The organism is Sphingomonas sp. (assembly GCF_017744835.1).
GTDB lineage: Bacteria > Pseudomonadota > Alphaproteobacteria > Sphingomonadales > Sphingomonadaceae > Sphingomonas.
Genome location: NZ_JAGIAM010000006.1, coordinates 19,466 through 40,903, shown reverse-complemented (window position 1 = coordinate 40,903; position 21,438 = coordinate 19,466). Strand labels below are relative to the sequence as shown.

16 protein-coding genes are annotated in these 21,438 nt (G+C 67.7%); 10 read left to right on the top strand and 6 right to left on the bottom strand.

The window, feature by feature from the left end; all coding sequences use genetic code 11:
• Positions 1-67: 67 nt before the first annotated feature.
• Both J7500_RS16265 and J7500_RS16260 read right to left on the bottom strand, forming a co-directional pair.
• Complete coding sequence (locus J7500_RS16265; RefSeq protein ID WP_294063011.1) at positions 68-1,375, bottom strand: Nramp family divalent metal transporter; 1,308 nt, start codon at positions 1,373-1,375, stop codon at positions 68-70.
• Positions 1,376-1,501: 126 nt separating this feature from the next.
• Positions 1,502-2,878 (bottom strand): MFS transporter, encoded by a 1,377-nt coding sequence (locus J7500_RS16260; protein ID WP_294063010.1) that lies wholly within the window; start codon positions 2,876-2,878, stop codon positions 1,502-1,504.
• Positions 2,879-3,008: 130 nt separating this feature from the next.
• On the opposite strand from J7500_RS16260, the gene cyoA reads away from it, so the two are divergent.
• The 10 genes from cyoA to J7500_RS16210 all read left to right on the top strand — a co-directional run bounded on the left by cyoA (position 3,009) and on the right by J7500_RS16210 (position 14,956).
• Positions 3,009-4,154 carry a ubiquinol oxidase subunit II gene (gene cyoA, locus J7500_RS16255; protein ID WP_294063009.1) on the top strand — a complete coding sequence of 382 codons (1,146 nt, stop codon included), beginning with the start codon at positions 3,009-3,011 and terminating at the stop codon, positions 4,152-4,154.
• Positions 4,155-4,168: 14 nt separating this feature from the next.
• Positions 4,169-6,175 (top strand): cytochrome o ubiquinol oxidase subunit I, encoded by a 2,007-nt coding sequence (gene cyoB, locus J7500_RS16250; protein ID WP_294063008.1) that lies wholly within the window; start codon positions 4,169-4,171, stop codon positions 6,173-6,175.
• Complete coding sequence (cyoC, locus tag J7500_RS16245; RefSeq protein ID WP_294063007.1) at positions 6,172-6,819, top strand: cytochrome o ubiquinol oxidase subunit III; 648 nt, start codon at positions 6,172-6,174, stop codon at positions 6,817-6,819. Before cyoB ends, cyoC begins: the two co-directional genes overlap by 4 nt.
• Positions 6,816-7,193 (top strand): cytochrome o ubiquinol oxidase subunit IV, encoded by a 378-nt coding sequence (gene cyoD, locus J7500_RS16240; protein ID WP_294063006.1) that lies wholly within the window; start codon positions 6,816-6,818, stop codon positions 7,191-7,193. Before cyoC ends, cyoD begins: the two co-directional genes overlap by 4 nt.
• An 8-nt stretch (positions 7,194-7,201) precedes the next feature.
• The gene (locus tag J7500_RS16235; RefSeq protein ID WP_294063004.1) at positions 7,202-7,900 is read left to right on the top strand and encodes an SURF1 family protein; all 699 of its coding nucleotides are present in this window, start codon (positions 7,202-7,204) and stop codon (positions 7,898-7,900) included.
• On the top strand, positions 7,897-9,213 hold the full coding sequence (locus J7500_RS16230; RefSeq protein WP_294063003.1) for an ATP-binding protein: 1,317 nt from the start codon (positions 7,897-7,899) through the stop codon (positions 9,211-9,213). The genes J7500_RS16235 and J7500_RS16230 overlap by 4 nt, the downstream gene beginning before the upstream one ends.
• A 1-nt stretch (position 9,214) precedes the next feature.
• The gene (locus J7500_RS16225; protein ID WP_294063002.1) at positions 9,215-9,745 is read left to right on the top strand and encodes a response regulator transcription factor; all 531 of its coding nucleotides are present in this window, start codon (positions 9,215-9,217) and stop codon (positions 9,743-9,745) included.
• A 61-nt stretch (positions 9,746-9,806) separates the two neighbouring features.
• On the top strand, positions 9,807-10,883 hold the full coding sequence (locus J7500_RS16220; protein ID WP_294063001.1) for an ionic transporter y4hA: 1,077 nt from the start codon (positions 9,807-9,809) through the stop codon (positions 10,881-10,883).
• Positions 10,884-10,952: 69 nt separating this feature from the next.
• Positions 10,953-13,652: a glycosyl hydrolase gene (locus J7500_RS16215; RefSeq protein WP_294062999.1), complete on the top strand. Its 2,700-nt coding sequence runs from the start codon at positions 10,953-10,955 to the stop codon at positions 13,650-13,652.
• 17 nt (positions 13,653-13,669) lie between these two features.
• Complete coding sequence (locus J7500_RS16210) at positions 13,670-14,956, top strand: glycosyl hydrolase family 28 protein (RefSeq protein WP_294062998.1); 1,287 nt, start codon at positions 13,670-13,672, stop codon at positions 14,954-14,956.
• Between the two features lie 331 nt (positions 14,957-15,287).
• On the opposite strand, the gene J7500_RS16205 is transcribed toward J7500_RS16210, so the two are convergent.
• The 4 genes from J7500_RS16205 to J7500_RS16190 all read right to left on the bottom strand — a co-directional run bounded on the left by J7500_RS16205 (position 15,288) and on the right by J7500_RS16190 (position 21,195).
• Positions 15,288-16,214 carry an aldo/keto reductase gene (locus J7500_RS16205; RefSeq protein WP_294062996.1) on the bottom strand — a complete coding sequence of 309 codons (927 nt, stop codon included), beginning with the start codon at positions 16,212-16,214 and terminating at the stop codon, positions 15,288-15,290.
• Complete coding sequence (locus J7500_RS16200; protein ID WP_294062994.1) at positions 16,214-16,975, bottom strand: hypothetical protein; 762 nt, start codon at positions 16,973-16,975, stop codon at positions 16,214-16,216. The genes J7500_RS16205 and J7500_RS16200 overlap by 1 nt, the downstream gene beginning before the upstream one ends.
• A gap of 3 nt (positions 16,976-16,978) precedes the next feature.
• Positions 16,979-17,374, bottom strand: coding sequence for a DUF6491 family protein (locus tag J7500_RS16195; protein WP_294062993.1), 396 nt, complete (start codon positions 17,372-17,374; stop codon positions 16,979-16,981).
• A gap of 137 nt (positions 17,375-17,511) precedes the next feature.
• Positions 17,512-21,195: a TonB-dependent receptor gene (locus J7500_RS16190; protein ID WP_294062992.1), complete on the bottom strand. Its 3,684-nt coding sequence runs from the start codon at positions 21,193-21,195 to the stop codon at positions 17,512-17,514.
• Between the last annotated feature and the right edge of the window lie 243 nt (positions 21,196-21,438).

Here is a 21,438-nt window from a genome sequence, read left to right as displayed (position 1 = left end):
GCATCTCCCATATGGTATAAGCGCGACGAAAGTCGAAGTGCTTGCAGACCAAGCACTTGCCCGCGGCTCAGATGAGCCAGGTGACGACGAGCGCGACCGTGCAGAGGAAGGTCACCCCCGTCGTCACCCAGCCGAGGATGTTGGTCCCCCGGCTGTTGGTGCGCGCGCCCACCACGCGGCGGCTGTTGGTGAGCAGCATCATCAGCAGGAGCAGCGGCGGCACCGAAAAGCCCTGGACGATTCCCGACCAGACCAGCGCGCGCATCGGATTGAAGCCGAGGAAGTTCATCGCCACCGCGGCGAGCGTGACCACGCCGATGATGCCGTAGAAGAGGTGATTCTCGTCGGGCTTGTCGTGGAGGCTCCCCTCGCGCCCCAGCCCCTGCACCAGGTCATAGGCGGCGCCTGTCGTCATCACCGGCACGGCGAGAAAGCCCACCCCCACCACGCCGGCGGCGAAGAGCCAGGTCGCGGCCGGCCCGGCCAAGGGCTCGAGCGCGGCGGCGGCCTGTGCGGCGGTCTCGATCTGATGCTGGCCCGCCGGATAGAGCGTCAGCCCGGTCGCGAGGATGATGAAATAGAGGATGAGGTTGGAGAAGATCATTCCGATCATCACGTCGCGGCTGGTGCGCTTCATCTCGGCCCTGCTCGCGCCCTTGCGCTGCCACAGCCGGGTGCGGCCGATCGCGATCTGCTCCTCGACCTGCTGGTTCGACTGCCAAGTGTAGACATAGGCCGACAGCGACGTGCCGATGCACGCGACTGCGAGCGACAGGAACTCGGCGTCGAGCCGCACGCGCGGCAGGAAGGTCGCGCGGAGCACCTCCACCGGATCGGGACGCGCCATGATCGCCGCGGCGACATAGGCGAAGAGGATCAGCGCCAGCCAGCGGAAGGTCCGCCGGATGAACGAATAGGAGCCGATATACTGGACCGCGTAGATCACGACGGCGGTGATCACGACGAGCAGCGGCACGGGAAGCGGCACGAGCAGGTTGAGCGCCGCGCCGATGCCACCCAGATCGGCCGCCGCCTCGATGATGTTGCCCGCGAAGGCCAGCACCAGCATCGGCACCAGCACCCAGCGCGGGAACTGGTCGCGGATGCAGGCGAACAGCCCCTTGCCGTACACCTGCCCGATCTTCGCCGAGAGGTAGACGACGACGTACATCATCGGCAGCAGCACGGGGGCGACCCACAGGAAGCCCAGCCCGAACCGCGCGCCCGCGCTCGCATAGGTGCCGATCGCCGAGGGATCGTCGTCGGCCGCGCCGGTGACCACGCCCGCGCCGACGAGCTTGAGTATGCCGGGCGGCGGGGGTGGCGCGTCGACCTGCGTATCGGCTTCGAGCGGCTCGCGGGTCGGATCGGCCACGATGCATCCCCAGCGGTTGAGAAGGCTCAACCGCCGGGTGCCGCTTCGGTTCAGCGGCTGGCGTCCGTTTCAGCAAAGCTGAAACGATTGCGCCGCTTCAGCGAAGCCGAAAGAACGGGGCTTTGATCAGCCCTGCGCGGGGGCCGCGGCGGGCTGGCGGTCGTCCGACAACGAGGTGCGGGCGCCCGCCCACTCCTTGTTGATCCCGAGCGCCGCCAGCGTGCAGATCGCGCCGGAAAGCAGATAGGCGCCCACCGACCAGAGGCCGAAGTTGCTCGCCAGCCACAGCGCGACCAGCGGCGCGAAGCCCGCGCCGATCAGCCAGGCGAGGTTCGACGTGATCGCCGCGCCGGTGTAGCGCCGCTCGCTCGAGAAGCTGCCGTTCACCGCACCCGACGACTGGCCGAAGGCCAGCCCGAGCAGCACGAAGCCGCCGATCATGTACACTGCCTCGCCGAGGCTGCCCGCGCCGAGCAGCTGCGGGGCGAAGCCGCTATAGGCGCCGATCAGCACTGCCGAGACGCCGAGCACCGCGCGCCGCCCGACCTTGTCGGCGATCACGCCCGAGGCGAGGATCGAGAGGACGCAGATTCCCGCCCCCACCATCTCGATGACCAGGAAGCGGGTCGTGCCTCCGATCGTGTTGAGCGCGACCCAGGAGAGCGGGAACACGGTAACCAGGTGGAACAGCGCGAAGCTGGCGAGCGGGGCGAAGGCGCCGAGCACCACGGTGCGGCCCTCCTCGCGCAGCGTCTCGCCGATCGGCGCGGGCTGGAGCTCGCGGCTCTCGAACAGCCGCTGGAACTCGGGCGTCGCGACGAGTCGCAGCCGCGCGAACAGCGCGACCACGTTGATCGCGAAGGCGACGAAGAAGGGATAGCGCCAGCCCCAGGAGAAGAAGTCCTCGAGGCTCAGCGTGTAGAGGAAGAAGGCGAACAGGCCCGAAGCCACGATCAGCCCCATCGGCGCGCCGAGCTGGGGAATCATCGCGTACCAGCCGCGGTGCTCGCGGGGCGCATTGAGCGACAGCAGCGACGGCAGCCCGTCCCACGCGCCGCCGAGCGCGACGCCCTGGCCGATCCGGAACAGCGCGAGCAGCCAGACCGCCGCGATCCCGACATCGGCGTATCCGGGCAGGAACGCCATCGCCATCGTCGACCCGCCGAGCAGGAACAGCGCGATGGTGAGCTTGACGCCCTTGCCGTAGTTGCGGTCGACCCACATGAAGATCGCCGTACCGATCGGGCGCGCGATGAAGGCGAGCGCGAAGATCGCGAACGAATAGAGCGTGCCGGTCAGCCGGTCGACGAACGGAAAGATCACCGACGGGAACACCAGCGCCGCGGCGTTGGCATAGACGAAGAAGTCGAAGAATTCGCTGGTTCGCCCTATGATCACGCCGATGGCGATCTCTCCGGGGGCGATTCGGTGATCGCGCGCATTCACGAGTCGCGCGTCGCGTTCCAGGGGCGTCGACGAGGACGCGGCGATCGGTGCACTCATGTTTTCGCTCCGGCAGCCTTTTTCGATGTTATTGCGTTACAACGCCCGTTGCACCAGAAAAGCACCGCTGCGGGGATAGGACAAAATGTCCAATGTCGGCGCGGGCGGGCGCCGGGATAGGCGGAGGTCCATGCGCGAACATAAGCCAAGGCTCACTGCACGCCGGATCCTCACTCTGTTGCCCCTCGCGGCGCTGCTATCGGCGTGCGATCGGGCGGTGCTGAACCCGGCCGGCGACGTGGCGCTCCAGCAGCGCGACATCATCTACATCTCCACGGCGCTGATGCTGCTGATCATCGTGCCGGTGCTGATCCTGATCGTCGTGTTCGCCTGGCGCTATCGGCAGAGCAACAAGGACGCGACCTACGATCCGCACTTCGACCATTCGACTGCGCTCGAGCTGGTGATCTGGTCGGCGCCGCTGCTGATCATCATCTGCCTGGGCGCGCTCACCTGGTGGAGCACGCACCTGCTCGACCCCTTCCGCCCGCTCAACCGCGTCTCGGCCGAGAAGGCGATCGATCCCAAGGCCAAGCCGCTGGTGGTGCAGGTCGTCTCGCTCGACTGGAAATGGCTGTTCATCTACCCCGAGCAGGGCATCGCGACGGTCAACGAGCTGGCGCTGCCGGTCGATCGCCAGGTGCGGTTCGACCTGACCTCGACCAACATGATGAACACCTTCTACGCGCCGACGCTGGCGGGGATGATCTACACCATGCCGGGCATGCGCAGCACGCTCCACGCGGTGATCAACCGCCCCGGCGTCTATGACGGCATGTCCGCGAACTATAGCGGCGCCGGCTTCTCCGACATGCGCTTCAAGCTCTACGGCGTCGACCAGGGCGGCTTCGACGCCTGGGTGGCGCGCGTGAAGGCGAGCGGCCCCGCGCTCGACACCGCCCGCTATCTCGAGCTCGAGAAGCCGAGCGAGCGCGTGCCGGCGATGTATTTCTCGGGCGTCGAAGGCGATCTGTTCGACCGCGTGTTCAATCGCTGCGTGCGGCCGGGAACGCCCTGCATGCGCGACGTGATGCAGCACGACCAGATGCGCGGCGGCGGCAATCCGCACGATCCGCGCGCCGGCGCCGGCATGCCCGCCGGCCGCGCCGCGCCGCCGCCTGCGGGCCAGAAGCCCGAAGGCCATCTGTTCAAGAAGGGGGAGGAAAAGGGCACCAGCCCCAGCACCTTCGAGCCGCCCGCGGCGAAGAAGTCCCCCGACATGTCCCATAATTCCGATCCCGCCGCGCCGGGCGCCCCCCGCGCCCACGCCGCATGAGCGCCGGAGCCCCCATGTCCAACGAGTCCCTCGGCAAGGCCATCTTCGGCCGCCTCAGCCTCGAATCCTTCCCCTTCCACGAACCCATCCTCGTCGGCACCTTCGCGGTGGTGGCGCTGGGCGGAATCGCGATCCTGGGGGTGCTGACCAAATACCGGCTCTGGGGCTGGCTGTGGCGCGACTGGCTGACCTCGGTCGACCACAAGAAGATCGGGATCATGTACGTGATCCTGGGCATCATCATGCTGCTGCGCGGCTTTTCCGACGCGATCATGATGCGCGCCCAGCAGGCGATCGCCTTCGGTGACAACCAGGGCTATCTGCCCGCGCACCATTATGATCAGATCTTCACCGCGCACGGGACGATCATGATCTTCTTCGTGGCGATCCCGCTGGTCGTCGGCCTGGTCAACCTGGTGATGCCGCTGCAGATCGGCGCGCGCGACGTGGCCTTCCCCTTCCTCAACAATCTCAGCTTCTGGCTGACGGTGGCGGGCGCGCTGCTGGTCATGGCGTCGCTGTTCGTCGGCGAGTTCAGCCGCGCGGGCTGGCTCAACTATGTGCCGGTCGCCAACCTGCAGAACAGCCCCGACGTCGGGCCCGACTATTATCTATGGGCGCTGCAGATAGCGGGCATCGGCACCACGCTGTCCGCGATCAACATGGTGACCACGATCATCAAGATGCGTGCGCCCGGCATGACGATGATGAAGATGCCGGTGTTCTGCTGGACCGCGCTGTGCAGCAACGTGCTCGCGATCGCGATCTTCCCGGTGCTCACCGGCGCCTTCGCGCTGCTGATGCTCGATCGCTACATCGGCACCAACTTCTTCACCAACGATCTCGGCGGCAACCCGATGATGTACTGGAACCTGGTGTGGATCTGGGGCCATCCCGAGGTGTACGTCCTCGTCCTGCCGGCGTTCGGCATCTTCTCCGAGATCACCTCGACCTTCACCGGCAAGCGGCTCTTCGGCTATTCGTCGATGGTCTATGCGACGGTGGTGATCACCATCCTGAGCTATCTGGTGTGGCTGCACCACTTCTTCACCATGGGCTCGGGCGCCAGCGTCAACAGCTTCTTCGGCATCGCCACGATGGTGATCTCGATCCCGACGGGCGCGAAGATCTTCAACTGGCTCTTCACCATGTACCGCGGCCGCATCCGCTTTGAGCTGCCGATGATGTGGGTGGTCGCCTTCATGATCACCTTCGTGGTGGGCGGCATGACGGGCGTGCTGCTGGCGGTGCCGCCGGCCGACTTCGTGCTCCACAACTCGCTGTTCCTCGTCGCGCACTTCCACAACGTGATCATCGGCGGCGTGGTGTTCGGCCTGTTCGCGGGCATGGTCTACTGGTTCCCCAAGGCCTTCGGGTTCAAGCTCGATCCCTGGTGGGGCAAGGTGGGCTTCTGGGGCTGGGTGATCGGATACTGGGTCGCCTGGACGCCGATCTACGTCGTCGGGCTGATGGGGACGACGCGGCGCGTGCGCCACTTCGACGACCCGAGCCTGCAGATCTGGTTCGTGATCGCGGCGATCGGCGCGGTGATCATCCTGATCGGCATCCTGGGCTTCATCATGAGCATCGTGATGGGCGTGGTGAAGCGCGACCAGCTGCGCGACACGACGGGCGATCCCTGGGACGGCCGCACGCTCGAATGGTCGACCTCGTCGCCCCCGCCCGCGTACAACTTCGCGCAGACGCCGGTCGTCCACGACCTCGACGCCTGGTACGACATGAAGTCGCGCGGCGCCCAGCGTCCGGTCGGCGGCTTCCGCCCGATCCACATGCCGCGCAACACCGGCGCCGGCGTGATCCTCTCGGCGCTGGCCATGGTGCTCGGCTTCGCGATGGTCTGGTACATCTGGTGGCTGGCGGCGCTGTCCACCGTCGGGCTGTTCGTCGTCGCGATCGGCCACACGTTCAACTACAACCGCGACTATTACATCCCCGCGGATGAAGTCGCCGAAACCGAGGACGCGCGCACCCGGCTGCTCGCGGCGGGAGCCACGGCATGAGCACGACTGCGCTGAGCGAAGACCGCGAGGCCAACCCGACCTTCTACCTGGTCGAGGAGGACGACCACGACCACGGCCATGCCGCCGCGGGCGGGGGCACGATCCTGGGCTTCTGGATCTATCTGATGAGCGACGCGCTCATCTTCGCCACGCTGTTCGCCACCTTCGGCGTGCTGAGCACCAGCTTTGCGGGCGGCCCCACGCCGCGCGAGATCTTCGAGCTGCCGCTGGTCGCGCTCAACACCGCGCTGCTGCTGGTCTCGTCGATCACCTATGGCTTCGCGATGATCGCGATGCAGCGCGGGCGGCTGAGCGGCACGCAGCTGTGGCTGGTGATCACTGCGCTGCTCGGCGCGGGGTTCGTCGGCATCGAGTTGTTCGAGTTCGGCAATCTGATCGCCGAGGGCGCGACGCCGCAGCGCAGCGCCTTCCTCTCCGCCTTCTTCACGCTGGTGTCGACGCACGGGCTGCACGTGACCTTCGGCATCATCTGGATCGGCGTGATGCTGGTCCAGCTCGCCCAGCGCGGGCTGCATGTCGAGAACCAGCGGCGGCTGATGTGCCTCAGCATGTTCTGGCACTTCCTCGACGTCGTCTGGATCGGCGTCTTCACCTTCGTCTATCTGCTCGGGGTCCTGCGATGAACGACGCCACTCACAAAGACGCGGCGCACGGCCATGGCGACACGCACGGCCACGCCTTCACGATCCGCGGCTATCTGACCGGCTTCCTGCTGTCGGTGGTGCTGACCGCCCTTCCCTTCTGGATGGTGATGAGCGGCAACTTCGATCCGCACGCGACCGCGATCACGATCATCGCCTTCGCGGTGCTCCAGATCATCGTGCATACCGTCAGCTTCCTGCACCTCAATTCGAGCTCGGAGGGCGGCTGGACGCTGATGGCCTATATCTTCACGGCGGTGATCGTGCTGATCGTGATCTCGGGATCGCTGTGGATCATGTTCCACCTCAACGCGAACATGATGCCGATGTCCGCGGATGGAGGCTTCGGCTCCTGAGCACAGGCGTGAAGCGCCCGCTGCTGATTGCGCTGGCGCTGCTTTGCACCCTGGGGTTCGGGGGGCTGGGCGTCTGGCAGGTCGAGCGCCTGCAGTGGAAGCTCGACCTGATCGCCCGCGTGGATGCGCGCGTCCATGCGGCCCCCGCCCCGCTTCCGGAACCGGCGCAATGGGCCGCGCTCGACCGACGCGACTATGAATACCGCCACGTCCGCGCGCAGGGCGTCTTCCTCCACGACCGCGAGACTCTGGTCCAGGCGCTCACCGAGCGCGGGCCGGGCTTCTGGGTGCTGACTCCGCTTCGCACGCCGCAGGGGCTGGTGCTGATCAACCGCGGCTTCGTGCCGCCCGAGAAACGCGTCCCGGCCAGCCGCTTCGGGGGGCAGGTCCCGGGCACGGCGACGGTCACCGGGCTGATGCGCGCGAGCGAGCCCAAGGGCACGCTGCTTCGCTCCAACGATCCCGCGGCGAACCGCTGGTACTCGCGCGACGTGGCGGCAATCGCCGAGGCGCGCGGGCTGGGCGTCGTCGCGCCCTTCTTCGTCGATGCCGACGCGGCTCCCAACCCGGGCGGCTATCCGATAGGAGGGCTGACCGTGATCCATTTCCGCAACAGCCATCTCGTCTATGCGCTCACCTGGTTCGCGCTCGCCGGGCTGAGCGCGGCCGGGGCGTTCCTGCTGTTGCGCACCCGCACTCCGCGATGACCGACGCGCCGCTCCTCGCGCTCACGCTCCGGCGCGCCGGCCGGCCGAGCGGCCCCTCGGCCGAGACCGCGGCGGCGGAGAACATGCGCCAGCTCATCCAGCTGCGCTGGATCGCGGTCGTCGGGCAGACGCTCACCATCCTGCTCGTCCATTTCGGGCTGGGTGTGCACCTGCCGGTGGTCGAGATGCTCGGCGTGGCGCTGGCGCTCGCCGCGGCCAACCTGCTCGCGACCATGGCGATGCTCCGCCACCGTGTGCGCGAGAGCGACGTGCTGATCGCGCTGCTGCTCGACATGGGCGCACTCACGCTCCAGCTCTATTTCAGCGGCGGCGCGACCAATCCCTTCATCTCGCTCTACCTGCTCCAGGTCGTGCTCGGCGCGATCCTGCTGCCGCCCCCGGCCGTTGCGCTGCTGCTGGCGGCGACGGGGCTGAGCTATGCGCTGCTGATCGTCCGGCACGTCCCGCTTGCGCTGCCGACCGGGCTCGTTGCCGACAGCGCGGACCTGTTCGCGATCGGACGCTGGATCGGGTTCGTGATGGTCGCGGGGCTGCTCGTGCTCTTCATCGTGCGCATCAGCCGCAACCTGCGCGCGCGCGATGCCCATGTCGCCGACCTGCGCCAGCATGCCGCCGAGGAGGAAGGTATCGTGCGGATGGGCCTGTTCGCCTCGGGCGCCGCGCACGAGCTGGGGACGCCCCTCGGCACGCTTTCGGTGATCCTCGCCGACTGGCGGCGCGAGCCCAAGATCGCCGAGGACGCGCAGCTGCTCGCCGAAGTCGAGGAGATGCAGACCGAGGTGCAGCGCTGCAAGGCGATCGTCTCCGACATCCTCCACTCCGCCGGCCAGCCGCGCGGCGAGGCGATGGAGCGGATGGCGGCGGAGGACTTCCTCGACGCGATCGCCGGGGCATGGCGGGCGACTCAGCCGCACTTGCCCTTCGACTATCGCCCCGCAGGTGCCGACGGTGCGGTCATCGCGGTCGACCCTGCGCTTCGCCAGGCAGTGTGGAACCTGCTCGACAACGCCGCCGAGGCCTCGCCCGCCGGCGTGCGCCTCTCCGCCGAGATCGAGGATTCGATGCTCGCGATCGCAGTGCGCGACTGGGGCGACGGCTTCGCGCCCGAGACGCTGGCGCATCTCGGCCAGCTGTTCCAGTCGACCAAGGGCGCGGGGCACGGGCTGGGGCTGTTCCTGGCCAGCAACGTCGCGCGCCGGCTCGGCGGACGGCTCGAGGCGCGCAACCTCGTCGGCGGGGGCGCCGAGGTGCGGCTGCTGCTGCCGCTCGTCATTTCGCAGGAGGCGCGCTGACATGGACCAATCCAGCCTCTTCATCGTCGAGGACGATGCGACTTTCGCGCGCACGCTCCAGCGCTCGTTCGAGCGGCGCGGCTACCGGGTGCGCGTCGCGGCGAGCCCGGCCGAGCTGGAGGCGCTGCTCGAAGCGGAAACCCCGGACCGGGCGGTGGTCGACCTCAAGCTCGGCAATGCCTCGGGCCTGCCCTGCGTCGCGCGGCTCCACGCCGCCGACCCGGCGATGCTGATCGTCGTGCTCACCGGCTATGCGAGCATCGCCACCGCAGTCGAGGCGATCAAGCTCGGCGCCTGCCAATATCTCGTCAAGCCGTCGAACACCGACGACATCGAGGCCGCGTTCGGCAAGGCCGGCGGCGACGCCGAAGTGCCGATCACCAATCGCGAGACCTCGATCAAGACGCGCGAATGGGAGATGATCAACGAGACGCTGGCCGAAACCGGCTTCAACATCTCCGAAACCGCGCGCCGGCTGGGGATGCATCGCCGCACCCTTGCCCGCAAGCTCGAGAAACGGCCGCTCAAATGAGGCGTTCGCAAATTCGCGAGCGTCGTTGAAATACCGGCGCCACCGCGAATAGGATAAGCCCATGCAGCGACTGCGTTACACCTGGATCTGGATGCCGCCGCTGCTCGGGGCGCTCAGCCTCGTTTTCGGCGATGCACTGACCTTTCCGGCGCTGCTGCTCGGCGCCGTGCTGATCCTCACCGTGCTGGCGGCGGTGCATCATGCCGAGATCATCGCGCACAAGGTGGGCGAGCCCTTCGGCACCTTCCTCCTCGCGCTCGCGGTGACGGTGATCGAGGCCGGGCTGATCCTGACGCTGATGCTGCAGGGCAAGGAAGGCTCTGCGACGCTCGCGCGCGATACGGTCTTCTCCGCGGTGATGATCATCCTCAATGCGCTGGTCGGCACCTTCATCCTGGTCGGCGCGCTGCGCCATCACGAACAAGACTTCCAGCAGACCGGCGTCAGCGCTTCGCTGGCGACCTTGTGCACGCTGACCGTGCTGACGCTGGTGCTGCCGAACTTCGCCATCTCGGCGGGCGGCCCCTATTACTCGCCCGCGCAGCTCGGCTTCGTCGCGGTGGTGTCGCTGCTGCTCTACCTGACCTTCGTGTCGGTACAGACGATGCGCCACCGCAACTACTTCCTGCCCCCCGCCGACGTGGCGGCACAGGACCCCGACGCGCATGCGCCGCCCCCCTCGGGCCGCCAGACCTTGCTTTCGGCAGTGCTGCTGATCGTCTGCCTGACCGAAGTGGTGCTGCTCGCCAAGGCGCTGGCACCCTCGATCGAGCGCAGCGTCGCCGCGGCGGGCGCGCCGCATGCCGTGGTCGGCGTGGTGATCGCGGGGCTGGTGCTGCTCCCCGAGAGCATCGCCGCGATCCGCGCCGCCTCGTCCAACCGGCTTCAGACCAGCCTCAACCTTGCGCTGGGATCGGCGCTCGCGACGATCGGCCTCACCATTCCGGCCGTCGCCGCGCTGTCGCTCTACGTCGGCCTGCCGCTGGCGCTGGGGCTCGACCCGCGCAGCATCGTGCTGCTCGGGCTGACGCTGCTGGTCAGCACGCTCTCGCTCGGCACGGCGCGGACCACCGTGCTGCAGGGCGTGGTCCATCTCGTCATCTTCGGCGTCTTCATGTTTACGACCCTGGTCCCCTAGACTTCGAAAAATCCCGGACGCATGAAAAGGATAAGCGCTGGTGAAAAGCGCGGGAGGGGAGCCTTGAGGATGCGAACAGGTTTGCTGGCCGGCGCGGCGGCGCTGGTGCTTGCCGCGGCTCCGGCGCAAGCGCAGGCGCCGGCGGGCGAGGATGCGCTCTGGCAATCCTTCGTCGCGCCCCCTGCCGACGCGAAGCCGATGATGCGCTGGTGGTGGTTCGGCCCCGCGGTCGACAATGGCGGGATCGACCGCGAGATTCGCGCGATGAAGGTCGGCGGTTTCGGCGGTTTCGAAGTCCAGCCGGTCTATCCGCTCTCCCCCGACGACGCGTCCAGGGGCGTGCGCAACCTCCCCTATCTCTCCGCCGACTTCCTCGCCGCGCTCCGCCACGCCGCGCAGACCGCGCAGGCCGAGGGAATGCGGATCGACGTGACCGGCGGCAGCGGCTGGCCTTTCGGCGGGCCGCATGTTCCCGTGACGCAGGCGGCGGCCAACATCCGCATGGTGCGCGTGCCCGTGCCGGCGGGCGCCACCGACCTCGCGGTACCCGGCACCGGCCCGGGCGAGAGCCTGATCTCCGCGATGATCGGCCCCGTCACCGCCGCGCCCGGGGCCGCGCGACCATTGGTGCCGCTGACGATCGATGGTCGACGCACCGTCGTCCAGCCGAGCGACCAGCCGCGCGAGGCGCTGATCTTCGTCGCCGGCCGCACCGGCCAGCAGGTCAAGCGTGCCGCCGTCGGAGCGGAGGGCTTCGTTCTCGACCACATGGACGCGAGCGCGGTGGCGCATCACCTCGAGGTGGTGGGCGAGCCGCTGCTCAAGGCGTTCGACGGGATCGCCGCGCCATACGCGTTCTTCTCGGACAGCCTCGAGGCCTATGGATCGAGCTGGACGGGCGATCTGCCCGCCGAGTTCCGCAAGCGCCGCGGCTATGACCTGCTCCCGCATTTGCCGTCGCTGTTCCTCGACACGCCCGAGAGCGCAGACATCCGCTACGACTGGGGCCGCACGCTCGCAGAGCTGACCGAGGAACGCTATCTCGGCGCAATCGACACCTGGACGAAGGCCCATGGCACGCGCTTCCGCGTCCAGGCCTATGGCACGCCGCCCGTGCTGCTCTCGGGCAACGGGCGCGTCGCGTTGCCCGAAGGCGAAGGCGCCGACTGGCGGGCGTTCACCTCCACGCGCTGGGCGACCTCGGCGGCTCATCTCTACGGCAGGCCGGTGGTATCGTCCGAGACCTGGACCTGGCTCCACTCGCCCGCCTGGGCGGCAACTCCGCTCGACATGAAGGTCGAGGCGGACCGGCACTTCCTCCAGGGCATCAACCAGCTGATCGGCCATGGCTGGCCCTATACGCCGCCGGGCACGCCCGAGCCGGGCTGGGCCTTCTATGCCGCCGCCGCGCTCAACGATCACAATCCGTGGTTCGGCGTGATGCCCGACGTGACGCGCTATCTGCAGCGCGCATCGCACCTGCTGCGGCAGGGCGAACCAGCGAACGCCGTCGCGATCTATTTGCCGAGCGAAGACGTGCTCGCCGCGCTCGATCCGCGCTCGGCCTCGGTCAACGATGCGATGAAGCGCCGTATCTCCGAAGCGATGGTGGCGCAGGTGCTCGACGCAGGCCAGGAATTCGACTTCGTCGATGCGCGCGGGGTCTCCGCGCCGGGCTTCCGGCATCGCGTGCTGGTGCTGCCGCGCATCGAGCGGATCGATGCCCACGCCTATGCCGCGATCGAGCGCTGGACGCGCAAGGGCGGCAAGGTGATCGCGATCGGCGGGCTTCCGACGACCGCCGGCGGCCTGCGCGACGATGCCGCACGCGCGGCGGTGCGCAAGCTGTCGCAGCGACTGAAGAGCAAAGTGACGGTCGTCGCGAGCGAGGCCGATCTCGGGCAGGCAGTGGCGCAGGCGACCACCCCCGACGTGCGCCTGGCGCAGCCCAATCCGGCGTTCGGCTTCGTCCATCGCAAGCTGGCGCAGGGCGATCTCTATTTCGTCGCCAACACCGGCAATGTGCCGCTCCGTACCAGCGCGCGCTTCCTGGGCGACCGCGGCAACGGCAGCTGGTGGGACGCGATGACCGGCAAGCGCTGGCCGGCGGGCAGCGGCGACATCGCGATCGAGCTCGCCCCCTATGAGTCGCGCTTCCTGGTGTTCGAGGGGCGTGGCGATGCCCGCCCGCAGCCTGCCGCCGCCGCGGCCTCGGTCCAGCCGCTTGCCGGCGCGTGGCGCATGGCGGTGCCGGGCAAGGGCGAGCAGGCGATCGCCGCACTCGGCTCCTGGGCCGCGGACCCGGCGCTGCGCCACTATTCGGGCACCGTGACCTACAGCCTGCGCTTCACGGCCAACCCGGCGGCGGGCAAATGCCTGGCGCTCGACTTCGGTCAATCCATCCCGCGCGCGCGGGCCGAGGGCGAAAGCGCGGCGCGACCGCTGGCGGCGATCGACGCCCCGGTCCGCGACGCGGCGATCGTCCGGCTCAACGGCGCGCGCGTGGGGGCGGTGTGGGCGCCGCCCTATCGCCTCGACGTCTCCGGCGCGCTGCGTTCCGGCGAAAACCTGCTCGAGGTCGAGGTTTCGAACACGATGCTCAACGCCCTCGCCGGGCGCGCACCCGCCGATTATCGCCTGCTCAACCTGCGCTACGGCGAGCGCTTCCAGCCGCAGGACCAGGACAAGGTCGTCCCCGCGCCGTCGGGCCTGCTCGGCCCGGTCTCGCTCATCGAGGCCCAGGCCTCGGCTCGCCCCTGCGGCGCCTGAACCCGAAAGGACACGCCATGCCCGCACGCCAGACCCGCCGCCGGTTCACGCTATCGGCACTCGCGCTGCCCTTCCTCGCCACCACGGCGCGGGCCACCCGCCCCCGCGAGGCGCGGATCACCGATTTCGGCGCGCGTGCCGATGGCGCGACGGTCAACACCCGCGCGATCCAGGGGGCGATCGATCGTCTCGCTGCACACGGCGGTGGCACGGTGGTGGTGCCCAAGGGCGTGTTCGTCAGCGGCGCGCTGTTCCTCAAGCCCGGCGTGCACCTGCGCTTCGAGCAGGGGGCGGTGCTTCGCTGCACCACCGACATGGCGCATTTCCCGCGCCAGCGGACGCGGATCGAGGGGCATTTCGAGGAAGCCTTCACGCCTGCGCTGATCAATGCCAAGGGCTGCCACGGGCTTCGGATCAGCGGCCCCGGCACGCTCGACGGCGCCGGCCGGCCGATCTGGGACGAATTCTGGAAGCGCCGCAACGCCGCGCCCGTTCCCGGCGAATTCCCCAACATCGGCCTTCCCCGCGCCCGGCTCGCGCTGATCGAGAATTCGCGCGGCGTGACGATCGAGGGCGTGACCTTCAAGGACTCGCAGTTCTGGAACCTCCACCTCTATGACTGCGAGGACGTGCTGGTCCGCGGTGCGCGCTTCGAGGTGCCCGACGACTACAAGCAGGCGCCCAGCTCGGACGGGATCGATCTCGACAGCTGCCGCAGAGTGACGATCGATTCCTGCACGTTCTCGGTCACCGACGACTGCATCGCCGCCAAGGGCTCCAAGGGGCCCTTCGCGCTCCAGGACAAGTCGAGCCCGCCGGTCGAGACCATCCGCGTGCGCAACTGCCACTTCCGGCGCGGGCACCAGGCCTTTTCGTGCGGCAGCGAGGCGACGATCATCCGCGACGTGGTGATCGAGGACTGCCGCGTGACCGGCGACATGGTCCTCACGCGGCTCAAGCTGCGTCCCGATACGCCGCAGCGCTATGAGGACATCACGATCCGCAACATCACGCTCGACAGCGAGGGCGGGACGATCCTCGCGATCCAGCCGTGGAGCCAGTACAAGGACCTGCGCGGCGCGGCGCCGCCGCAGTCGGTGGTGCGCGGCGTGCGGCTCATCGGCATCAGGGGCCGTTTCGGGGCGTTCGGCATGATCAGCCCCAATCCCGGACAGACGACGATCAGCGACATCCTGCTGCAGGATATCGACGTGACGCTGCGCGACGGAAAGCTCGCGGCTTCCGGGGTGAGCGGGCTGCGTTTCGAGGATGTCGTCGTCAATGCCAGGACGGTAACTGCCTGACCTAGGCCGAGTTCGCCCGGCGCGCGCCAGGCAAACTGAGGCCCGTTGCCGGCTAACGGCGCGGCGGATGCTTGGCGCGTGCGTCTCCGGCAAGCCGCAGCTTACGCCATTTGGCGCGGCGGCGATACACGAGCGCCCCAGCCACGACTGCCATTACGATGATTGCGATAAGCCCGTATGCGATCCCGGACCTTATATCGTTGTCGAGTAACAAGTCTTCCATTGCGCGCTGGTTTCTCCCCTGCCCGATCGGCAATATCCCCTTCGCTCAAAGGGTTCCTAGCAGGCCTCCGCCCGGGAGCAATGCTATCTGACGCGAAAAACCGTCGGATCAGCACAGCCACTTGTGAGTGACGAGCGATGCGCGGGTTCCCGCATCGAGAGGTCCGCGCCCCAGCGCCTGCACATTGGCCTCGACCTGCGCCGTATCGCGCATGCCCACCGCGACCGTCGACACGGCCGGGTGCGAGAGCGCGAAACGCAAGGCAAGTTCGCTTACCGACGCGCCTTCGCCGCGAAGCTGCGCCACACGCGCTTCGGTCTCATGCCGGTGCGCCGGGTAGAAATAGGTGCCGCGCCAGTCGTCATACGCGAAGCGGCCCAGCCCCCCGGCATCGGTGAGTGCGCCGTAATAGAGCGGCGCGCGCGCGATCACGCCGACATCGTGGCGCTGGCAGAGCGGCAGGAGCGTGGCCGCGGCGCCTTGGTCGAACAGATTGACCATCACCTGCACCGAGTCCACCGCACCCGAGGCTACTGCCTCCAACCCCGCGTGCACGTCATGGTCGAAGAGCGACAGCCCGACCCCTGCGATTTTTCCCTCACCGCGCAGCGCCTCGAGCGTCTCGCGCCAGTCACCCTCGTGCAGCCATTCGGGGCACCAGGCGTGGAGCTGCTGGAGCGCCAGCCGTTCGACACCCAGGCGCGCGAGCAGCGCTTCGGTCTCGGCGCGGATGTGGCGACCCGGATAGGCCTGGTCCGCGGGCACGTGCGGCGAGGGCAGGTCGAAGCGGACCGGCGACGACACCCGTGCGAAGACATGGACGCGGTGGCCCGCGCGCTCGCGCCGCAGCACCTCGCCAACCAGGTCCACGGCATCGCCGTCGCCGGCGTCGAGCTCGATTGCGTTCACGCCCAGCCCTATCGCCCGCGCCAGTGCCGCCCCGGCCCCCGCTCGTGGCGCGCTCCGCAGCGCGGCGGTGCCGAAGCAGCATTCGGAGACCGCTAGCCCCGTCCGTCCCAGCCGCCGCAGCCGCATCAGTCCGCAGTCGCCGTGATCACCACCTGCAGCCCCGGCGCATGGCGATTGCCCCATGAGGAGCGGTGGTAGGTTCCGGGCTGCGTCGGCGTCTCCACCCGATGGATGCTCGCCGCGCCCGGCGTGACTTCATATTCCTCCGCCGGGTCGCGCACGAAGGGGAAACGCCCGCTGGTCATCGCAGCGAGCTGCTCGGGCCGGTGCGCCCACAACGCCTCGACCGTCGCGCCCGAGCGCATCACGCGCGTGTCGAGCTGGCAAAGCAAAGGATATTCGCGCCGCATATAGGCCCGGTGGAGCCCCACATCGATGTTGTCCGACGGAGTCACGCGCATCCCCGCCGGCCGGCCGAGCGGCCAGAGCAGGCGGAAGGCGGCCGCGTCGTTCACGCGATCGAGGTGCCACACCAGATCGCCCGGCGCGAAGAAGGTGCGTACCGAGACCGAGGCCCGCGCCCCAACCAACGCGCCCGCGAAATCCGCCAGCGCCGAAATGTCTTCGGCAAGCAGCTCCCGCTCGCGCGCGAACGCCCCGGGGCCCAGCAGCTGGTCGGAGACCATTGCCAGCGCCGCGTCGGGCGCAAGGCGGTTGAAGTCCAGCCTGAATCCCTGCCGCCCCAGCAGCGCGCGCACGAAGTCGCGATAGGGCAGCGAGTCGAGCGGTGGCCGCGGGACTTCCACCGCGCCCGTCACCGAGCGATCGAGCAGCGCCCGCGCCGCGCCGGCGCCGGCCTCGAGCGACAGGACTTCCAGCCCACCCATGCGCTACCGGTCGGGCGTCTGCCCGCGCGCTGCCGCGGCTTCCTCGGGCGAGAGCCTGCGGACGTTGGTCACCAGGCAGCGCTGCATGCCGCGACCACTGGCGTTGGGAACGAGCAGTTCCGCCGGCCGGCCGGTGCAGATCCGCTCGCCGCCGCGCGCGCGGATGCCGATCCGCATCGCCCAGTCGATGCCGGGGCAGCCCGGCGAGACCGTGAGCTCCCACATGTCGCGCGCGCCGACGCGCACCAGCGCGCGATTGCGCCCGGCGTCGCTGAAGCCGCGGACCTGCGATGCCCAGAAGCACGAATCCCCCGTCCGGGAGGCAGAGGCGGTCTCGGGCGGCGTGGCGCACCCGGTCGCGGCGGCAAGAAGCGGGAGAAAGAACAGGCTGCGATGCATCGGTACGCCTCCCTGTCGACAAAAGGATCGCGCCGGAGCGGCGGGCCTTCGAGCCCCATGCTCTACACCCCGCCCCTCCGGCGCGCCATCCTCGGGGTCCGGGCGGCGAACCGCCCGGCCTTCATGCAGTCGGCCGCTTAGCGACCGCCGCCGAACTGCACCTTCACGCCGCCCATGATCCGGCGGCCCGAGTAGGTCATGCGCATGACGCGGGGCGTCCCGTCGGCGAAGCGCACATAGTCGCCGGTCGACGTCGTCTGCGCCTCGCGGGTAACGTTACGGCCCTCCAGGAAGACCTGGAAGTTGCGCGTGATGTTGTACGAGGCCTTGAGGTCGATGAAAGTCGACCCGTCCATGAACCGCGGCACGCCCGGATTATAGCCCGGCGCGACGAGGCGGACGTTGGTCCACTGCTCGCCCGGATAGTTGATATCGATGTTGTTGCCACCGCATGGCGTGATGCAGGTGAAGCGTTCGCTGCGCTTCTGATAGGCGGCGCGCAGGTTGAGCTTGCCGTCGTCATACCAGAGCGAGGCGTTGATGTAATATTTCGACTCGTCGGGTGGCAGCATGAAGTCGCCGGTCAGCGGATCCTGCTGGCCCGAAGTCACCGAGGAGGTTAGAATAGAGATGTTGCCGTCCGCGCCGGTGTATTTCAGGAACCAGGGCAGGAAGGTGAACGCTGTCTTGGCCGAGAACTCCCAGATGTCGCGCTTGTAGCCCGGTCCGTTATCCCACGTCGGATAGTTGAACTCGATCTCCGACAGCGGCCGGCCCGTGATCGGATCGATCTCGTCGCTACCTGCGAACGGGAAGGCACTCTTGGTGACCTGGATCGGATTGCCGACCTTAACGTCGAGCTTGCCGTAGGCGACCGAGAACATAGTATCGGCGTTGGGATACCATTCGAGGCTGGCGTTGTAGTTCCAGGCCAGGAACGGCTTGAGCCCCGGATTGCCGACGCGGCCCGAGCAGCCGTACATGTCCTCACCCGAGGGATCGACCACCGAACGCTCGTCCACCGTGCAGGTGCCGGCCGGGACCATGTTCTCCAGCGTGGGCGCGGCGAGCGTCTTGCCCCCGAAGAGGCGGAACACGACCTTCTCGTCGAATGCCCAGAGATTGAGATTGACGCTGGGCAGCCAATCGTTGGTGCTCGAGCTGGTGTTGATGATCTGGCTGAACGACTGGGTAGTGAAGCCGGCCGGGGCGTCCGGATTGTTCGGATCGTACGAGGGGGTGACGCGGTTCGCCGTGATCGTCTGGAGACCAGACGACTTTACGCTCCGGAACACGCCGCGGATGCCCACATTGCCATTGAACAGCAGGCCCCAGGGCAGTTGCTGCTCGAAATCCATCATCGCATAGACGTTCTTGGTCGTCTCGCTGGCCCGCGTGACCGGCTGGTCGTACATCTGGCCGTCGCTGCCCATGCATGACTTCACACAATCGAAGTTCAGGAACTGCGAGGCACCCAGCGCAGCGAAGAGCTCGTCGGTGCGGATGCCCTGCCACGCCGGCGGCAGGTTGCCGCGGTTGGGCAGATCGCCGAAATATTCCGAATCGCTGTTCTCGAGCGTCCGGCTGAAGAGATCCTGGAGCTCCTGTGGCGTGAGCGTGTCCACGCCCGAACGGATGTTCAACGGGTTGGTGCTCGGCACGAAGCCATAGTTGCACGAGAGACCGCCGGGCGCGGACGAACCCGGGGTGGGCTGACAGGCGCGCAGCGTGCCGCGGACCTGCGCGACCGGGACGATGATCGCCGGAACATAGCCCGGCTGGCCATAGGTGCCGACCTGTGACACGGCCGTATAGCCACCGCCGCCCCAGCGCTGGATGCGGCTGTCACGGTACATCCCGCCCACCTTGATGCGCGTGATGAACGGAAGCAGCTCGTCGGTCTTGTACGCCACGTCGAGCTTGGCGATCTTCTCACGCGATTCACCGATGCGCGGCGAATAGGAGACACCGAAGCTCGGCGTCGTCAGCGGCATCTGCGAAACCAGATACTGGGGCGTCGCCGGGCCATTGGGGCCCTCGGCCACCGCGGCCTGGCCGACGCAGGTGGCCGGATCGGTACCGCCGCCGGAAATGCATGAAGCGGGGCGCGGCTGGACGAAATTGGCCGGATTGGTCTCGTCGTAGTTGTCCGGCAGATCGATATCCCACAGGCCGTTGGGCTGGAGCGTCAACAGCGCATCGCCATAGGTGTAGGAACGCGAGGTGCGCATGTCGCCCCGGCGCGTCTCCGCCGTGGTGAGGCCGGCCATGGCGTCGATCTCGAGCCGTTCGCCCCGATATTCGGTGCCGATCTGCGCATAGCGCGTCTTCGAATCGATCCGGTTCTCGATCTGGTCGATCGATACCGAATTGTTGGTCACCATCATCTGCGTGACGTTGTGCGCATCATCCACGACGACGCTGTTCGGTACGACGTTCAGCACGTTGCCGAGCACGGCGGCGTTGCCGACGTTGTTCAGCCCATATTGCGGATCGAACAGATAATAGCCCGCCGGCACATTGGGCGAGAGGGTGCGGGTGCGCGGATTGCCCGTGCCGTTGACGACGAAGCTGCCGGCGGGGTTCGGGTTGAACAGCGTGACCGGATTGCGGCTGCGGTTCTGATCGTGGACCTTGCGGTTGGTGATCGTACCCTTGGCATACACGGTCAACTCGTCGGTGACACGGTAGTCGAGCCGCCCGTCGAACGCATAGCGTTCGTCGGTCTGGGTGTTCATGAAGTTGCGGATCAGCGACGGCGTATAGTCGTTCCACTGATTCAGGCAGGTCTGTTGCTCCAGGATACGCTGGCTGCGCGCACCGGCGCTGGCGGACGTGGCAAGGTGAGGGAATATCTGGAAGCACTGCTCCTTGCTGGTCGCACCTGCAGCCAGCTCGATAAGCTTGCGTGGCGTCAGTGCGCCGCCGCCGGGCGCCGTGCTGTTGGCGAAGGCCACGTCCGCGGCGTCGGTGCCGACGGTGTCGGGATTGAAACTGAAGGTCTTTTCAGGCGAATTGTCGAAATCGTATTGACGGGCATAGCCACGATTATTGCTCGTGGTGGTCTCAAAGCCGTGGCTGTTGTTCTGCAGCTTCGAATAGTTGCCACTGACGATCACGCCCAGCCGATCACCGAAGAATCGGCCCGCCGCGACGCCGTTGAAATTCGGCGTCCAGTCCTTGCCCAGCGAATTCTGCCCGGCGCCCGCGCTCAGCGAGAAATAGGGCTTCTTGAAGTCGAGACCGCTACGCGTTTTGATGATGATGCCGCCGCCGATCGAACCTTCGGTCATGTCGGCCGTCGAGCCCTTGACCACGTCGACGCTCTTGACCAGCTCTGCGGGAAGCTCGCGCATGTCGGCGCCACGGCTGCTCTGGCCATCGATTGCGAGGCTGTTGGTTGCTTGAACACCGACGCCGTCGAGCTCGACACGCGTGAGCGCCGGACCGTTGCCGCGCACCGCTACGCCTTCGCCTTCACCGAACTCGTTTCGGTTCAGCGCGACGCCGGGAATACGTGAGATGGCTTCGTTGACGTTGCGATCGGGGAAGGAGCCGATGTCGTCGGCGACGATCGAGTCGGTAGCGGTCGCTGCGCGCTTCTTGCGATCAATCGCGGACTGCTGGCTCGCGCGGCTGCCGACGACGACGATCGCATCCTCGTCACCGATGGATTCGGTCTGCGGCGCGGCGGCGTCGGTCTCCGGGGCGGCCGGCGCCGTCTGCGCCATCGCCTCGCTGCCGCAGGCCAACAACAGGCCCAACACCGTCCAGGACGCAGTCGCGCCGATGCGCCGGCGCGCGTTGAATCGAATTGCCATTTCGTACCCTCTCCCTGTGTCCGACCCGGATTGTCTTTTTTTGTCCCCCTGGGGCCGGGGCTTATGCTTCGATGCGTTTCGAGCCCGAATCCATATGTCCCATCATATGGAATGATCGCTCACGTTCTAAGAGTACCATGCGTTCGCAGAGTTGCAACCCGTTCGTCGGACAAATGTGACAATGGCGCTGCGCCTGCAGCGATTCCGTCCCGCAGCGGCACTACGCCGAACATTTTTGCCGCA

Excerpts from the sequence above, each read along its gene's own strand:
- cyoD (WP_294063006.1), top strand. The coding sequence starts at position 6,816 with ATGAACGACGCCACTCACAAAGACGCGGCGCACGGCCATGGCGACACG.
- J7500_RS16205 (WP_294062996.1), bottom strand. The coding sequence starts at position 16,214 with ATGCGGCTGCGGCGGCTGGGACGGACGGGGCTAGCGGTCTCCGAATGC.
- cyoA (WP_294063009.1), top strand. The coding sequence starts at position 3,009 with ATGCGCGAACATAAGCCAAGGCTCACTGCACGCCGGATCCTCACTCTG.
- J7500_RS16200 (WP_294062994.1), bottom strand. The coding sequence starts at position 16,975 with ATGGGTGGGCTGGAAGTCCTGTCGCTCGAGGCCGGCGCCGGCGCGGCG.
- cyoC (WP_294063007.1), top strand. The coding sequence starts at position 6,172 with ATGAGCACGACTGCGCTGAGCGAAGACCGCGAGGCCAACCCGACCTTC.
- J7500_RS16195 (WP_294062993.1), bottom strand. The coding sequence starts at position 17,374 with ATGCATCGCAGCCTGTTCTTTCTCCCGCTTCTTGCCGCCGCGACCGGG.
- J7500_RS16190 (WP_294062992.1), bottom strand. The coding sequence starts at position 21,195 with ATGGCAATTCGATTCAACGCGCGCCGGCGCATCGGCGCGACTGCGTCC.
- J7500_RS16215 (WP_294062999.1), top strand. The coding sequence starts at position 10,953 with ATGCGAACAGGTTTGCTGGCCGGCGCGGCGGCGCTGGTGCTTGCCGCG.
- J7500_RS16230 (WP_294063003.1), top strand. The coding sequence starts at position 7,897 with ATGACCGACGCGCCGCTCCTCGCGCTCACGCTCCGGCGCGCCGGCCGG.
- cyoB (WP_294063008.1), top strand. The coding sequence starts at position 4,169 with ATGTCCAACGAGTCCCTCGGCAAGGCCATCTTCGGCCGCCTCAGCCTC.
- J7500_RS16260 (WP_294063010.1), bottom strand. The coding sequence starts at position 2,878 with ATGAGTGCACCGATCGCCGCGTCCTCGTCGACGCCCCTGGAACGCGAC.
- J7500_RS16225 (WP_294063002.1), top strand. The coding sequence starts at position 9,215 with ATGGACCAATCCAGCCTCTTCATCGTCGAGGACGATGCGACTTTCGCG.
- J7500_RS16210 (WP_294062998.1), top strand. The coding sequence starts at position 13,670 with ATGCCCGCACGCCAGACCCGCCGCCGGTTCACGCTATCGGCACTCGCG.
- J7500_RS16220 (WP_294063001.1), top strand. The coding sequence starts at position 9,807 with ATGCAGCGACTGCGTTACACCTGGATCTGGATGCCGCCGCTGCTCGGG.